We start from the raw sequence: 16,772 nt of genomic DNA on the forward strand, positions 1-16,772 counted from the left end.
AGAAATATCAAAAAGGAGTTATAAATAATGGCTAATTCAATATATTTAAAGATAATAGGGAAATCTCAAGGTGATATATCTAAAGGGTGCTCTACTTTAGGATCTATAGGCAATAAATATCAGCACGGACATGAAGATCAGATATTTGTGTATTCATTTGATTATGATTTAACTCGAGCACAAAATTTAAATCATTCTCCTGTGGTAATTTCAAAACCTATAGATAAATCTTCACCCTTACTTGGGGTTGCAATAACAAATAATGAATTATTAGAGTGCGAGCTAGAATTCTATAGAACAAGTTCAAACGGCAATCAAGAAAAGTTTTATACCATTAAGCTAACAAAAGCCAGCATTACCAATATATCAGCACATTACCCTAATTCACTGACGCATGCAGATGCCCAGCCTTATGAAGATATTACTATTCGATATGAAAGTATCTCTTGGAACCATATTTGTGCAGGAACATCAGGTTATAGTATCAGCAAAAATATTTAATTTTACCGACGATGAGCGATATCATTTTTAATTTTTTATCTATAAAAAAGCCCTTTAATATAAAGGGCTTAAAGAGTTTGCTTTATTTTAAATTACCAAATGGGCATTTCATCTTGTAAAAAAGGATTATATTGACGCTCATGACCTAAATTAGACATAGGGCCATGGCCGGGGATAAATAGATAATCATCACCTAGTGGTAATACTTTATTTTTGATAGAGGCAATCAGATCGGCATGATTACCACGAGGGAAATCAGTACGACCAATACTTTCACGAAATAATACATCTCCCATCGAGATAAGTTTATTTTGGTGATTAACAAAAATAATATGGCCCGGTGTATGGCCCGGACAATGTAAAACCGACAAAGTAATGGTTTTACCAATAGTGACAGTATCCCCTTCATTTAACCATTGATCAGGCGTAAAAGATTTTCCACTGGGGAAGTTAAACATACGACACTGTTGTTCTAAATCTTCAATAAGGAAGTTATCATCTTTATGTGGCCCATAAACAGGCACATGAAAATGCTCAACAATTTGAGCCGTTCCTGCTACGTGATCAAAGTGACCATGAGTTAATAGCACTTTAGTCAACTTTAATTGACGTTGTTCAATTTCTGCAATTAATGTTTCGACATCACCACCGGGATCAACAATGGCCGCTTCTTTGGTATCATCACACCAGATAAGGGTGCAATTTTGCATATAATTTGTCACAGGTATAATGTGATACATCATAGCTTACTCCGCGCTTTCTTAATCTATATCTATTTATTTATTACATAGATTACCATGAGCGCACGGGTCCTGTATCGATATGAACAAAATTACTTCGTGGATAATAACCCACTCCTCCCGCTTTCATTCTTAGTGCTACTTGGCGTACTTTAGATAAATCAGTACCTACTAAACGGAAATCCATTGCTTGACCACGGGTATGATAGCTTTTTTTCGCAACACCGCTGGTGTGTTGACGTAGATGATTATTAGTCGCGAGTGAACGATAACCCGAAATAAGTTCAACGGCTTTATTGTTGTTTAACATCACCTGTAACAGATAGATTTGATCAAATAAGGCTGGATCGATAGTTTTAACTTTATTTTGACGGTGATCTCTAAAAAGATGATTTAGTCTAGCAAGCTCTTGTTTATTATAACGTTTACCATCAAAAAACTCGGCTTTAATAGTTTCACCAGTATTTAAATTATTAAAGCGAAGAATTTTCGGTCGGGGAGTTGCTAATGATGCAAATGCATGTGAGGGAAGTAAACCTAAACCAACAGCAGCCATACCAAGGCCTAACCACTTACGACGATGTGAATCAACAATATCCATGATAGCTACACTCAAAATAATGATAGAAGGAAGAACAGACCTTTATTATGACAATATTTTTCTTGAATTGTTGCTTATTGTTTGTATAGATTTGTAAACATATCATTGATATTATTTTATAAAAGTTTATGTTTTATTATTAATAATAGCCGTGTTAGCAATTAACATTTTATTAATATTAATGTTATTTCTAAAAATAGATTAAAAATAATAGCTATTTTTTAAAATTTATTAATAAAACTGAATGAAATTATTTTATCTCAATGATTTTTATGAAAAATAAAGAGCAAGCATAATGCTTACTCTTTATTGTTGTTAGCCATCTGTTCTATTACAAATATTTCTTAATATTCTCTAAAAAAGAGGTTGCATTATTAATGCTTTGGTCATAATTATAAATATCTGCTCGATATTGAGGGGCATTTTCTTCTGCTACCCAAGCTGTTTGATAATATAAATAGACAGGGATACGTTCTGGAATTGGTGCATATTGTGTTGAACCTCGTTTTAAGGCTGCATCAATTCTATCTTGTTTCCATCCTGCATCACCTAATAATATCGTCGCTAATTGCGCCGCTTTATTCACACGAATACAACCTGAACTAATTGCTCGCATATTTTTAGTAAATAAATTGTGGTTTGGTGTGTCATGCAGATAAATCGCTTCAGAGTTTGGCATATTAAATTTATATCGGCCTAGGGAGTTAGTTGGCCCAGGGGCTTGCCAAATGCGATATGGAAAATTAGCCGCAGAGATGTTTTCCCAATCTATATCATAAGGATTGATTGGATAAGCGTCATTCCCCCACCCTGAATAAATCGTATAACCTTTACGGCTAAAATAACTAGGATCAGCCTTTCCTTTTGGAACTATATCTTTACGCGTCATACTCGTAGGTACATTCCAAGGCGGATTAACCACAACATTATTAAGCGCACTACTCATAATGGGGGTTTTTCTATCTGGTCGACCAACAATCACTTTTGAATCTAAAATCAGTTGATTATTAGCATAAAAATAGAGGGAGTAATCAGGAATATTGACCCAAATTCCAGTGTCACCAATAGGTGGGGTTAAACGTAACCGCTGTATATTTAATGCCATAATTCCAGCACGCTGTATTGGTGTCATATTTAACCAATTACGCGTCTGTCTACCAATAATACCGTCAGTTTCTAATCCATGGGCCGCTTGAAACGATTTTACAACAGCAATTAAAGGCTCATCATAAATCGTTGTTGCTACTTCTTGCTCATTTTCAGCCAATTGAGGCAGTAAATTTAAGTTACGCAATATTTGTCTTAATGCAATAACTTCTTCTGCCGATTGGTTTGGCTTTAATGAATTTTTCCCTTCCATGACGGGCCAAATAACCTCTTGATGAAGCTGTTTGCGCACTTCCTCTTTCATTAATGGATAGTAAGGGTGTGAGGGTGCAAAGGAGACGACAAAGCGCCCTAAGGTATTTTGTTGTAGATTGAGTTGGAAATGCTCGACAGCTTGCACAGTCGGTGCCGGTAATGCTTGTATCGCAGCGCGATATAACAGTGTTGTTCCTGATTGATTAATCTGTTCAACAAAGCTGATATAACCTAAAAAAGCGTCAGATAAAATAATATCTCGTGCTTCTGGCGTTAATTGTGCTGTTTCTAATAGCGTTAACCAACGTCCAAATTGTGGTTGAATTCCAGTTAAGGCAACCTCTGCCAGTTGCTGTTCTAGTTGTTTTGTAATTTGTTCATCTTGCCAAATCAGTGCTAAATCATTGCTTTGATAAACATCCACGAGTTGCTTAAAGTAAAGTGGTTTATATTCGCTTGGTAACCAAGATTGTAGTTTAGTACTAACTTCCTGCTTACTCACTAATGGTGAATTTAATGTATCTTGTGTTGCCACATCTTCTGTGAATGCGGGTACTAATGCAGGTGTTTCTGATGTGAATAGCGGTGGCGTTTCACTTTCTGAGGCAATAGCATTATGCCCTGAGAGAAGTGTGCCTATTACAACCGAATACGTTATTGCTCTTTTAATTGCTTGTTGCGCCATAGTCCTCAGTGCCTCATCCCTTGTTATTATTTTGCTATCGTAAAATATTAGATGAGTTAGACAAAGAGTTTTATAGGAATAAACTAATATTTGTAAAGTTTTATAAAATCTTTTCAACAATAGGCATTTAAATCATCATAAAAAGATGTTTAATACACTTTTTATATTAAATAAGAGTATAAATACTAAATACTCACAATGCCGTGCACAATAAATATTCAAATAGAAAGTATATAGATTTAATCTATCATATGGTTCTATTTTGTTCTATAAAGAAACCCAAAATGAAAAAGGCGTAGTTTCCTACGCCTAACAAATAAAGGTCAACAGCACAGAGACAGATTAGTACTCTGAATTGATAACCACTTCTTCACCAAATTGTCCCGCTTTAGGTAACGGCTGGTAAGAAGAGTTAGCAGCACGTAAGATACGGATCCCACGGATATTTAGCTCATCAGCTGCTGCGATATCAGCATCTGCATCACCGTAGTAAATTTTCAGTTTGTGATCGCGCATCCAGCTTACTTTGTTATTTGCGCCAGGTTGGTCACCGGCAAAAATAACAGGTTGCATTTTGTCTGCAGGAATATTTAAACCTTCTTGAACATATTTAGTCACAGTCTCTGTTTTAGTCTGTGTACGACCGGTAATGAAATAAACAGTATCACCGCGTTTTAAGTGCATCTGAACAAGATCGATACCGACTTGTTTAGGCATACTGAATTTATCCCATTCGTTGTTCATTTTTTCCCAGAATTCTGGGTTTTTCAGATAACTGAAATCGTTAGGAGAATATTCCAGTTTACCACGATAAAAGCCTGGGCTTGAGAACAGAACGGTGTCATCAATATCAAAACCTACCGCCATTGGTGCTTGGCCTTCTAAGCTTTTTTCAATTTCTGCAACAGAAACCCATTTAATTGGTTGCTGGTGTGCAAGTTCAGTAACAGTAACCCCTGGGCTAACAACTTCTGGCATATGAACTTTTGCCATTGCTGCGCCATTTAAACTTAACGCCAACGCAATTGCACTAAGAGTAAGTGTGACTTTACGCATTCTCTTTCCTTTAATTTTTATATTAATCACAGAAGGTGATAATAATAAACATCATAATTACATTTAAATGAGATATAGCGCACGTTATTTTATTTAGGCTGGTACTCTTTTGTTAGTTTACTTTCATTTTTTGATCTATCTAACACTTTGAAAAAAGAAAGCACTATCTACGAAAGCAGATAGCGCCGTTATTATCTAAGTCGTCCCCAAATGAACACATCAATGACTCTGTTATTTTTGAAACATTTTTTGGTAAAAAATAAACATTTTAAAATTAGCCAAGAAAAACCCATTACCTATTATAGGTTATGGGTTTATCTACAGATAGAGGTTCGAAATTGTTTTAATAATTTATAAGTAATATACAATTAATTTAAATTTGGATTAGAAAATAGGAAAGCTAACATGGACACAAAGCGCGTGGGATATACTGTTGTTGATCTATCCCAATGGGGACGAAAAGAACACTTTGAAGCATTTCAGTCTTTTGCTCAATGCACCTTTAGCCAGACCGTTCAACTGGATATTACTTCATTATTAAAAACCGTAAAGCAAAATGGGTACAAATTCTATCCGACATTTATATACATCATTAGCCGATTGGTAAATAAACATGCAGAATTCCGCATGGCAATGAAAGACGGGGAATTGGTGATATGGGATAGTGTTAACCCTGGGTACACTATCTTTCATGAACAGACCGAAACATTTTCATCTTTATGGAGTTATTACCACAAAGATATCAATCAATTTTTGAAAACTTATTCAGAAGATATAGCGCAATACGGTGACAATCTAGCCTATTTTCCAAAAGAATTTATCGAAAATATGTTTTTTGTGTCAGCAAATCCTTGGGTAAGTTTCACCAGTTTTAACTTGAATGTGGCGAATATAAACAATTTCTTTGCCCCTGTATTTACAATAGGTAAATATTATACGCAAGGAGATAAAGTTCTGATGCCACTAGCAATTCAAGTGCATCATGCCGTATGTGATGGCTTCCATGTAGGCAGATTACTCAATGAAATACAGCAATACTGCGATGAGGGATGTAAATAATCAATGGGACTTAAAGCACATTTTTTTGTTCCACTCAAACCTGTCGCTATCCTCTGTTTCCACTTTTATTGATTATTTTAACATCGATATAAATTGATGAGAGGCATTTAGTATTTCCCTTTTTATTGAGGGGTCACGCTATAAAATTTGTACACTGATTTGTACTAATAACGGTGATAAAAATACTAAATGCCATTAACACTCATGAATAACCAAAATATAAAATAATGAAAACAATAAGTTATATTATAAGGTTATTCACTTACTCATCATGATCCTTCATCAACTATCTGCAATATTTTCGGATAAATGTTTATCTTTTTCACTTTGTTGCCCAAAGCCTTTTAATCCGACCACATGAACATGCTCGCTTCCATTAAAAACTTTACGCACTAATTTATAAGTTGTGCCTTTTTCTGGACTAATATTTTCTGGTGCAGCAATGATAAGTTGCATATCAAGTCGTTCACACAGTTCAAATAGGGTTGCGATAGATTTCGCATCTAAACGTGCGGCTTCATCAAGGAAGAGCAAACGACAAGGCGAAATATCTTTTCCTCTTAAGCGTCGTGATTCTTCTTCCCAACTTTGAACCACCATCACTAAGATAGACATACCTGTACCAATGGCTTCACCTGTTGATAGCGCACCACTTTCTGCTTTTAACCAACCTTCTGGCCCACGATTAACTTCAACTTCCATCTCAAGATAGTTACGGTAATCAAGTAGCTCTTCACCCACCGTTTGTGGCATACGCTGACCAAAATCAGCCTGTGGATTTAAGCGTTGATACAGTTTTGCCATCGCTTCAGAGAAGGTTAGGTTTTGGTTTTTAAATAGATCTTGATATTGGCTATCTTCTTCTTCCGATAATACATCCAGTAAGATTTGATGGCTTTCACGAATATTAACGTTTAACCGTACACCACGAACCTGACCAAAGGAAACCGCTTGTAAGCCCTGATTTAGCATGCGAATGCGATTTTGTTCACGTTGGATAGTTTTACGAATAATATTTGCCACACTGCGAGAGCTGATCGCCAGTTTTTGTTCACGACTGGTTAGCTCTTCGGTTAAGCGAGCTAATTCAATTTCCATCTGTTCGATAGCATCAACCGGATCATCGGTTTTGATAATATCTTGTCGAATGCGTTCTCTTAAATGTTGGTAAACCGCAATAAAGAATTGGACTTTACGATCAGGGTATTTTGCGTCTTCAGAGCGACGTAATGCATCCCGTAAATATTCATTATCCGCCACAGCCTGACGTAACGCACCTAGCGCCTTATCCGACATTGAACGTAACTCATCCGCTGAAAGATAGGCAAAGTCACGACGATGTAAACGGCGCTCCATACCATTTTCTTTCACTAAACGCATAACAGCACACCAACTGGCTTTAGCGCTGACGACGTGCTCACGCATTTGGCCATAATCACGTTCTAATTTGCGAATTTTCTTCGCCATATTTTCACGTTCAGCTTCACTAAGCGCAATATCACGCTCAAGTTGGCTAATACGCGTACGGTTAGCACTCACCGCAGCATAACGTTGATCACGTAACTCTTTGGCTCGCGCTTCTGCACCCGCATCAATTTGCAAGCCAGTCTCTTTCATCTCTTGCTCAAGCTCTCTTAATAGTTCTGATTTGGTATCAAAAGAACTTTTTAGTGAGGCTAGTACTTGATTAAACTGATCACATTGTGCCTGCTGTTGACGATATAACTCTCTCGCTGTCGCTCGCTCTGTTTCAGCCATTTCTAAACGACGACGTAATTTTTCATTAAGATCGTTATTTTCACTGACAATTTCAACCGCATCGCTATAACTAAAATGTGGACGACGCTGAACCACTTCCACCAGCAAAAATGCTTGTTGTTGATAACGTTGCTGCTCTTCTTTTGCGTATTGATAATCTTGTGTTAATTGATCATGCTCTTGTGGATCGCTTTGTAAAATCGAGGCTATAGGCTCTAACGCAGTTAATGCTTTCTCATGACGCTGTAAATAACGCATCGACTCTTCTGCGTTATAAAGCTCTTCACGTAGCTCTTCAACACGATCAATTAATGTTTCGTCCAATAATAAATTGACTTGAGGAATGAGTTTATTTAATAAATTGAGCGACTCTTTGGCTTGCGCATAATGCTGACGTTGTTGCTGAGTGCCTTCTTCATATTGTGATAACTCGCGCTCTAATTCATTACGACGTTGATTTAATTGGCGAATATCTTCTTCAGGATCGGCATCAAATGCCACTGAAATATGTTGCCCAACAAATTGGCTAAATGCATGGTGTGCACGTTGAATTTTCTGCACATCAAAGGCCTGTGTGGCATACAGCTCTGACAGCTCATCTCGTTGACGGGATAATATTTCTAGCTGGTTTTCTCGTGCTGCACGGCCAAATAATGGAATTTCGGGATAACGTGAATAGCGCCACTGCCTATCAGAGCTTTTAATAAGTACCGCTTTTTCCATTTCTTGGGCATTAAACACGCTATCATCAAAGGATTGTGGATCACCTTCAATAAAATAGAGATCTTCCGGGCAATCTTCTAAAGAAGCTAATTGCTCTTCGATCGCACTGAGATCTTGTACCACAATCGCATGGCGCGCAGGTCCATATAATGCTGAGAAATAAGGTGCATCATCTAAGGTGATATCATCGTAAATCTCTGATAATAAAACCCCGTTAAAGCGTTCTGCTAAAGTAATTAATCGACTATCTTCAGCCCCACTAGGCTGACTTAATCGTTCAATTTGAGCTTCAATTTGCTGTTTGCGAGCAGCGGTTTCATCACGCAAAACCGTGGCTTCACGCTCTTTCTCAAGTAACTGTTGCATATATTCAGTAACTTGATTGCTTGTTTCAAAAGATTGATGCGTTTGTTCACACAGTTGCGTTAAAGCATCTTGTGCAGCAAACCAAACTGGCGCTTGTTTTCTTAATTTTTCAATTTGTTGTTTTAGTTGATCAAGCTCTTGGCGCATTTGCATACGCTGTTCGCCAGAATCACTAACATAATCGCTCAGCTCTTCAATCTTTGCTTCTAGCTCTTCTTGTAGAGTAAATAGATCATCAGGCTCAACATTTTTGCCATACTGTTTATTAAACTCTGCAAGTTGACGTTCAGCATTATTTCTTTGCTGTAAACGTTGCTCTAATTCAGCTAATTGCATCCGAATAGGGTGAACACGATCGGCTTGATGGCGATGTGATGACCATTCACGTAATGCGCTTTTAGCCGCACTCCACGCATTTTGACGCTCAACTTCCCCAACAATCGAGGTGATCAATTTATAGGCTTGATCAAATTGCGTTTTGGCCGCATCAGAAACACCGAGTTTCTGCTCCATAGAAAGTAATGAATGCGTGATGGATTGAATTTTTGCTTGAATACGTTCAGCCCATAACTCTGCATTGGTTTCATCTAAATCATCAATGCCACATTGTGCTTTCGCACGCTCTAATGCTTGTACCGCCTGACGATATTGAATAGCTCGGGTTTGTTGAACATCTAACGCTTGTTGATAATCTGCCAATTGACTTTTCAGTTCATCAACTTCTTCTTCCGCAGATCCAACTCGCGCTTCCAACTCTTCTTTTTTTGATGTTGCTTCTTCAACAACTTCACTTTGCTCTTCTAAACGGAATGTGATTTCTTCAACATCCGCAACATAGCGATCGATTTTTTCTTGTTGGCGTACCGCATTTTGTACAAGATTAAGTCTATCACTGGCGGCTTGATAATCTGTTTCCAAATCAGCCGATAACGCTTGTTGCTCTTCTAACTCTTTGCCCATTTCAATAAAGCGATAAGCTTCATTGTTAATCGCTTTACGCTGATCCCACAACTCTTTACGTAAAGATAGAGCCTGATCAAGGTGTACTCGTCTTTCATTAGCATGACGCATATAGTCCGCTGCAACATAAGAGGTCGCTTCGGTAACTAAATGTTTAAACAGATCACGATCGGATTGAGTGACCCGAATAGCTTCTAAGGTCATGCGGTTTTCACGTAATGCCCCTTCCATATCTTGGAAGGCTTTTCTTACTCCGCTATTTTCAGGTAATAAATAGTCGCGTAAAGAGCGAGTGATGGCACTTGAAATACCACCATATAATGAAGCTTCAATAAGACGATAGAATTTTGCCCGATCGCTTGCTGAGCGTAAACGTTTCGGAATAACCCCTAAATCAAAGAGTACAGAGTGGAAATCAGTAATCGAGTTAAATTGTCTAAAAACAACGCCTTCTATCGCTTCTACTTTTTCTTTTAATTCATTAAGTGGTAGAACACGTGCTTGGCGTCCATCGACAGCTTGCGTCAAAATTTCTGTTGGATTTTCAGCAATAGGTAGCCCTTGGATCATAAAAGGTTTGATATCAACCTTTTTATCTCGTCCGGCAACTTGTTGTAAGCGTACACCAACGACAGCTCGTAAATGGCGGGAATTAATCACATCTAAAACGGCGTAACAAACTCCCGGGCGTAATTTCCCATATAATCCTTTATCACGAGAGCCACTGGTTGAACCGGCTTCAGTGGTATTTCTAAAATGAAGTAAAGTCAGGTCGGGGATCATCGCGGTAATAAAAGCCGCCATGGTGGTGGATTTACCCGCTCCGTTACCACCGGATAAAGTCGTGACTAATTCATCTAAATCAAAAGTACGAGCAAAAAACCCATTCCAGTTGATCAATGTTAATGAGCGAAATTTTCCTCGTTCAATCATTTATTTTCTTCCTCTGCATCATCATCTTCACTGGACTCTAATTGCTCATCTTCCTGTTCATCGTCATCACTTGGCTCGCTATCTTGCTCTAGTGGCATAGCTTCACCATCGCGGATCATACGCATTTGCGCTTCAAGAGGAGAGTCACCACTACGCACATCAGCACCAAAGCGAAACACCGATTCAGTAATTGAAAAACGTTGCGTATCATTGGGTAAAAACGAAATCATCCCTAAACGACGTAGTCGGTTAAGTGACGTTCTCATTTTCTCTTGCAGTTTTTGTAGGTCTAAATCCGATCCTGTTGAGCGTTGATTAACTAAGCGTAACAATTTGCTTTCATCGGCCAGTGTACGTAATTCATCAAATAATTCTTGTACAGTGAAGATCCCCTGATTAGCTAATCGCTCAGGGCTAAGGTAGAGATAACAAAGAATTTTGCCGACCAACATATCCATTTCAGAAAGCACTGAACGAGGAATAAGCGTCGTTGAACGGGGGCGTAAGTAAAAAAAGCCTTCAGGTGCTCGAATTAATTCGACATTATAACGCGCATAAAAATCTGTTAACTCATCTTGAAAGTCCATCAAAAAAGCATGGTTATCTAGTGAGTCTATACCAATATGTCGACCTGCACGTAGCTGACTATCCAGTTCAGGAAAAAGTGAATTCGCTAATGCCTGTGCTAATTTAGCTGGTATAAATTGTTCAGTATGTATCGATGACATGCGCTTGTACCTTAGCTCCATATTCGTTAATTTCTGCCCATTTTGCTGGCAATCCTGCAAGTTCAGCTTGCGCGACACCTAATCGTACCGCTTGATCAATGACAATCCGTGCCACATCAAAATGCTTCTGTTGTGGATAACGATTAAGATACTCAACTAATACTGAACTGAGATCTAACGCTCGTTGTTCTAATTTATAAGCAGCCAGCTCTTGTTCAACCCATTGAGCAATTTGTTCATTTACTTCACTGAACATTTGATATTCCAGCTCTTCAGGCAATTCCCCGGTCACTTCTTCATCTCGCAACACAAGCTCTTCATCACGCATATCAAATAGCCTATCCGCATTAGCATAAGTTAATGCCCATGGGCTGTCGAAATAGTTTTGTACGGATTGGCGTAGGCGACGTGAAAAAATACGGTTTTTATCCATATCTATCGCCGTGCGAATAAATTTATGCACATGCCTATCGTAACCTATCCATAAATCGATAGATTGCTGTCCCCAACTAATAATACGGTCAAGTTTACTTTGTAACTCAAAAACTAAAGTATCTATTTGGTCGACATGGCCTGAACTCATATTTGCTTCTTGAATACGTAATAGATTTGCTTGTAATTTGTCCCCTGCCGCTTCCAGTGTGTCTTGTAACTCTCTTAATGTCCCAGAGGTTTCAGATAGTAATTGTTCACAGTTTGAAATGGCAGCTTGCCAATCTTGGTTTAATAGTGCAGCAATATCTTCTTTAACGATATTTTGCTGTTCATCCATAATGCGTTGAGATAAATCGATGCTATCGAATATCTCAGCCACCGAATATTTTAACGGTGCAAAAACATTACGATGCCAATGGTATGCATCACCACCTTCTTCTGCGGCACTTGCCGCTGAATCTAACTCACTTGCCACAATTGACAGCTGCATTGACAAGCGTAGTGATGAAAACTCACGTTGACGAATGTAGTAATCACTGATGCCAATACCTAATGGCGTTAAACGATATATCGCATTACCTTCTACCAGTTCACTGGTAAAACGGTTAAAAAGCCGCTGCTTGACCATATCATTAATGGCATTATTAGCACGAACTTGTATTGATTCTGCGGGTTGATCAAAGCCTTTACACACCTCTCGAAAGGCATCAATCAACTCCCCTTCACTCATCTCGCCATCAAGACGTTCGCTGTTTAATACAGCAACTGCCATCAAAAAAGCTAATCTTTCCGGTGGCAGTGAAATAGAGAAATCATTTTTTCTCGCCCAAGACACTAACTCAGGAACGGTCTGGGTAAAATCACTCATAGTACATTCCTTAATTTACACACTTTTGTGCCATGACATGAATGTAACGCCCCAGACTGATATAGGGCTCTTGCCGACAATAGCGTTGCTCTAAGGCAAGCAACGCTGGAAAATCTTTATTTTGCAACTGACGACTTTGCAAATAGTCATGAAAAACACGCACTCCCGTTTTTCCTAAAATCGTCATTGAAAATGACGCTAACCATTGATAAACATCCTCAGGTTGTAGCGGATTTTGTGGGGATAATGAGCGTTTTCTTCTGCGTGGTATTTCCGGATTTGCCAAATGGAAATTTCCCAAAATAGCATTTCTCATGACAATGCCATTCGCATTGTAAAACATTAACGATAGGATACCATTAGGAAGTAGCATATCGGTAAGTACATTTATGGCGTTTTTCTGATCTGTGATCCACTCTAATACGGCATGGAATAGAATTAAGTCAACACCATCATCTAGATGCTGGTTTATCTCTTGTGCTGCACAACAAATAAACGTCATTTGATTGACAACACCTTCATCAATAGCCGCTTCTTGAGCGCGGTTAAGCATCTCTTGTGATAGATCACATAAAATTATCTGGTGCCCTAATTTTGCCAGTTGTCTGGAAAAATAACCTTCACCACCCCCCGCATCTAAAATACGCAACGGACGATCAGGGAGTTGAGTTAATAATTGTTGTAAATCATCCCAAATCACCGCTTGGCGGATTTTTCCTTTTGTTGTGCCATAGATATTGCGAGAGAATTTATCAGCAATATCGTCAAAATTACGGTCTGACATTAAAACGCCTCATGATAACAACTTGTTACTTGCGCTCTTTGCATTCTGATAAATTCAAAAATATGAGACACTGTACTGAAGGTAAACAAAGACAACAATTTTACCAGTGTTCGATGATACTGGCTGTTTTCAATCACAAAATAAGCCATGAATCAGATTATTCGCAAAGCGCAGTATAAATATAACGCTTATTAATGAAAAAATTAACGCTCAAACGTTTATCGTTTTACAATTTCTAAATTAGTGAGTATTTCTGTTCGTTAGCATTTAGTAAAAACTATACTTATACGCTATTTTGACACAATGCTTTATCAATCCCCTAGTTTTCACTAGATTTTTACTCTCAGTTGCTGACATTTCACTCAACTTAGGAAGATTTATGCTGTTTTTGCTCAAAAAATATCTTGGTAGCCTAATCATGCCACTACCGTTGTTATTAATAATTGCTTTTTTTGCGCTTATTTTACTGTGGTTTACTCGTTGGCAAAAAACAGGAAAAAGCGTACTCACTATCGTGATTGTGTTACTTACGCTGTTAGGCATGCAACCTGTCGCAGATACTCTATTGATGCCGAGTGAAAAAGCGTATCAAGCACGTTATGAATTACGCGAAAACTCACCACAAGATGTTAACTACATTGTCGTTTTAGGGGGCGGTTTTACTTATAATCCTGAATGGGCTCCTAGTGCTAACCTGCTAAATAATAGCTTATTTCGTGTTGCTGAAGGCGTAAGGCTTTATTATCGTTATCCTAATGCCAGCTTAATTTTTACCGGTGGTGCCGGCGTCAATAAAATAAGTAGCGCCGAAGTGGCTGCACAAGTTGCACAATCATTAGGTGTTCCAGCAGAAAAAACGATCGCCCTTTCCCAACCTAAAGATACCGAAGAAGAAGCGTATGAAGTGGATAAACTTATCGGTAAACAACCTTTTTTATTGGTGACCTCAGCAAACCATTTAGCGCGGGCAGAACGTTTCTTTTTAGCTAGAGGTATGCACCCTATTGTTGCACCTGCTAATCAGCTAGCCATTACTACCCCTCTGCATCCTTGGGAAAAATATACCCCTTCCGCGTATTATTTTCAGCATAGTGAGCGAGCATGGTATGAATTTATCGGCTCGATTTGGCAAACCATAAAACCTAGCGAACCATCTAGTGTAGAGGCGGTTATTGAGAATAAAAATGAAGCTGACAATGGCATAAAATAGCGTATGAAGAATGAGATCATTAGGTAAAAAAGTAATCAATCCTCTTTTTTATCGATGGAAGAAAACAACAACGGCACTGAATACCAGTGCCGTTAAACATTAATTTGCAATATACTGCAAATATTAGAACTCTTGGTTTAGTGCCCGAAAAGCGGCTCTCGCGGCAATTAAGTCATCTTGAGTATCAACCCCGACACCCGGTACTTCAAGCGCTTTTGCTACATGGATTTTCTCGCCATACCACAATACACGCAGCTGCTCTAACATTTCGATAGACTCCAATGGGCTTGGCTCCCAAGTAATATAACGACGAATAAAGCCTGCACGATAAGCGTAAATACCGATATGACGTAAGTAATGCTCGCCTATTTCATCATGAGAGAGATTAAAACGATCTCTTTCCCAAGGAATAGTGGCTCGAGAAAAGTACAGTGCAAAACCTTTCGCATCCATAACCACTTTTACAGCGTTAGGATTAAAGGCTTCTTTTGAGTCGACGATAGGCACAGCAAGAGTTGCCATACCTGCACCACAATTAGCTAAATTTTCCGCCACTTGCGTAATAATTGCGGGTGGAATAAGTGGTTCATCGCCTTGTACATTAACGATTATCTCATCATCTGCAAATTGATATTTTTCGATAACCTCAGCTAAACGCTCTGTACCTGAGTGGTGGTCTTCACGGGTCATACACGCTTCTCCACCCGCTTGTTCAACAGCACGAACCACATCTAAGTTATCAGTTGCAACAATGACACGTTTAGCACCTGAACGCTTTGCTTGTTCCATAACACGAACAATCATCGGTTTGCCATGAATATCAGCAAGTGGCTTACCGGGTAACCGAGTCGACGCATATCGACCTGGGATAATGACCGTAAACATTAGGTTATTTTTCCTCTTCTAATGACAACTCTCTGGCTTCATTCTCTAGTAGAACCGGAATATTGTCACGAACAGGATAAGCGAGATGATCAATTTTGCAGATAAGCTCTGAATTTTCTTTATCAAAGATAAGTTTGCCATGGCAAACTGGGCAAGCAATAATTTCGAGTAAGCGGTGATCCATTTTGTCCCTCACAAGGGTTAATCATGTTATAGGATAAAAGGATATCATAAGGAAGGATCAGCGTTAATACTCTACACCGCGGGTTTGGTAATTATTCGCTAAATATTTTCTCTATTAATAAATTTACTATTTTCTTTTTCACTATAAGCAACAAAAAAGCCACAATAATGTGGCCTTTTATCGTTTTGTCTGCAACATCATTAATAAAGAATTACATTCCGCTTTTATTGATAATAATTTAACCTTTTTATTATCTTTATTGCATTCTAATTAACGTGGCAACCATTTTATATTACCTTGAGCAATCAGTGATAACGTCTTATTTTATCCTTTTTGCATCAACGTAATGATAGATTTTAATTAAATCAATAGGTTAAAACATGGTCTCACCCATTTATTATAGGTGTCGACTATTTAGAACCCGATAACATCAGCGGCTTCTAGACCTGCTGCTGTTTTGATAACAGAAAACTCAACGTCTTGGCCTTCGGTTAGTGCTTTATTTTTTGTATTGGCAATCGCTTTTTTATTGACGTAAATATCTTGTTCAAGATCTTTTGCAACAATAAGACCATATCCTTTATTATTGTCAAACCATTTTACGCGACCCATTCTTAATTGTAATGTCATGATAGATAAACTCCTTTTGTTCTTTGTATAGTTTTTATCTTCTATACACATGCATTCTACTTTTTATTAAGTCTTCTTATATAAAACCCCATTAAATTCTGAACACATTAATTTAAGTAGTGCATTTTATTATTCAATATAAATGTTCAAAATCGTGATAGCTAAATTAGATAACTATTTATTGAACAGACACTAAACTACAAAATATTCATGACAAATATATGACATGTTCTATATTGTAGCCTGTACCTATCAATAAACTTGCTTGATATAAATGATAAAGTAATTTCTATTCGAAAGCATT

At 38.0% G+C, this 16,772-nt stretch carries 14 protein-coding genes; 3 read left to right on the forward strand and 11 right to left on the reverse strand.

Annotation, left to right across the window (positions count from 1 at the left end; genetic code table 11):
• The first annotated feature begins 27 nt into the window (after positions 1 to 27).
• Positions 28 to 501 carry an Hcp family type VI secretion system effector gene (locus AACV00_RS11440; RefSeq protein WP_004244607.1) on the forward strand — a complete coding sequence of 158 codons (474 nt, stop codon included), beginning with the start codon at positions 28 to 30 and terminating at the stop codon, positions 499 to 501.
• Between the two features lie 92 nt (positions 502 to 593).
• Here the strand turns inward: AACV00_RS11440 and AACV00_RS11445 are convergent, their stop codons facing one another.
• From AACV00_RS11445 to aphA, 4 genes are all read right to left on the reverse strand, one after another.
• Positions 594 to 1,244, reverse strand: a complete 651-nt coding sequence (locus AACV00_RS11445; RefSeq protein WP_004247640.1) for an MBL fold metallo-hydrolase — start codon at positions 1,242 to 1,244, stop codon at positions 594 to 596.
• A gap of 49 nt (positions 1,245 to 1,293) precedes the next feature.
• Complete coding sequence (locus tag AACV00_RS11450) at positions 1,294 to 1,842, reverse strand: YcbK family protein (RefSeq protein ID WP_004244605.1); 549 nt, start codon at positions 1,840 to 1,842, stop codon at positions 1,294 to 1,296.
• A gap of 331 nt (positions 1,843 to 2,173) precedes the next feature.
• Positions 2,174 to 3,889 (reverse strand): L,D-transpeptidase, encoded by a 1,716-nt coding sequence (ldtD, locus tag AACV00_RS11455; RefSeq protein ID WP_161680285.1) that lies wholly within the window; start codon positions 3,887 to 3,889, stop codon positions 2,174 to 2,176.
• A gap of 342 nt (positions 3,890 to 4,231) precedes the next feature.
• Positions 4,232 to 4,945, reverse strand: coding sequence for an acid phosphatase AphA (aphA, locus tag AACV00_RS11460; protein ID WP_004247637.1), 714 nt, complete (start codon positions 4,943 to 4,945; stop codon positions 4,232 to 4,234).
• Between the two features lie 405 nt (positions 4,946 to 5,350).
• Here aphA and catA point away from each other — a divergent pair, with 405 nt between their 5' ends.
• Positions 5,351 to 6,004: a type A chloramphenicol O-acetyltransferase gene (catA, locus tag AACV00_RS11465; protein WP_004247636.1), complete on the forward strand. Its 654-nt coding sequence runs from the start codon at positions 5,351 to 5,353 to the stop codon at positions 6,002 to 6,004.
• A 282-nt stretch (positions 6,005 to 6,286) separates the two neighbouring features.
• Here catA and mukB read toward each other — a convergent pair whose 3' ends face one another.
• Genes mukB through cmoM form a run of 4 tightly spaced genes read right to left on the reverse strand, consistent with a single transcriptional unit; the run spans position 6,287 to position 13,559 of the window.
• Positions 6,287 to 10,744 carry a chromosome partition protein MukB gene (gene mukB, locus AACV00_RS11470; protein WP_012367715.1) on the reverse strand — a complete coding sequence of 1,486 codons (4,458 nt, stop codon included), beginning with the start codon at positions 10,742 to 10,744 and terminating at the stop codon, positions 6,287 to 6,289.
• On the reverse strand, positions 10,741 to 11,472 hold the full coding sequence (mukE, locus tag AACV00_RS11475) for a chromosome partition protein MukE (protein WP_004247634.1): 732 nt from the start codon (positions 11,470 to 11,472) through the stop codon (positions 10,741 to 10,743). The genes mukB and mukE overlap by 4 nt, the downstream gene beginning before the upstream one ends.
• Complete coding sequence (gene mukF, locus AACV00_RS11480; protein ID WP_004244597.1) at positions 11,453 to 12,775, reverse strand: chromosome partition protein MukF; 1,323 nt, start codon at positions 12,773 to 12,775, stop codon at positions 11,453 to 11,455. The genes mukE and mukF overlap by 20 nt, the downstream gene beginning before the upstream one ends.
• 10 nt (positions 12,776 to 12,785) lie before the next feature.
• Positions 12,786 to 13,559 (reverse strand): tRNA uridine 5-oxyacetic acid(34) methyltransferase CmoM, encoded by a 774-nt coding sequence (cmoM, locus tag AACV00_RS11485; RefSeq protein ID WP_004244596.1) that lies wholly within the window; start codon positions 13,557 to 13,559, stop codon positions 12,786 to 12,788.
• 379 nt (positions 13,560 to 13,938) lie between these two features.
• Here cmoM and elyC point away from each other — a divergent pair, with 379 nt between their 5' ends.
• Positions 13,939 to 14,769: an envelope biogenesis factor ElyC gene (elyC, locus tag AACV00_RS11490; protein ID WP_063215360.1), complete on the forward strand. Its 831-nt coding sequence runs from the start codon at positions 13,939 to 13,941 to the stop codon at positions 14,767 to 14,769.
• A 123-nt stretch (positions 14,770 to 14,892) separates the two neighbouring features.
• Here the strand turns inward: elyC and kdsB are convergent, their stop codons facing one another.
• The 3 genes from kdsB to AACV00_RS11505 form a co-directional block, all read right to left on the reverse strand.
• Entirely contained in the window at positions 14,893 to 15,654 is a 762-nt protein-coding gene (kdsB, locus tag AACV00_RS11495; RefSeq protein ID WP_004244594.1) for a 3-deoxy-manno-octulosonate cytidylyltransferase, read from the reverse strand.
• Between the two features lie 4 nt (positions 15,655 to 15,658).
• Positions 15,659 to 15,838 carry a Trm112 family protein gene (locus AACV00_RS11500; protein ID WP_004244593.1) on the reverse strand — a complete coding sequence of 60 codons (180 nt, stop codon included), beginning with the start codon at positions 15,836 to 15,838 and terminating at the stop codon, positions 15,659 to 15,661.
• A gap of 414 nt (positions 15,839 to 16,252) precedes the next feature.
• Positions 16,253 to 16,468, reverse strand: coding sequence for a cold-shock protein (locus AACV00_RS11505; protein WP_004247631.1), 216 nt, complete (start codon positions 16,466 to 16,468; stop codon positions 16,253 to 16,255).
• Positions 16,469 to 16,772 lie beyond the last annotated feature (304 nt).

Origin of the sequence: Proteus sp. G3927 (genome assembly GCF_963894685.1) — a bacterium.
Lineage (GTDB): Bacteria > Pseudomonadota > Gammaproteobacteria > Enterobacterales > Enterobacteriaceae > Proteus > Proteus mirabilis.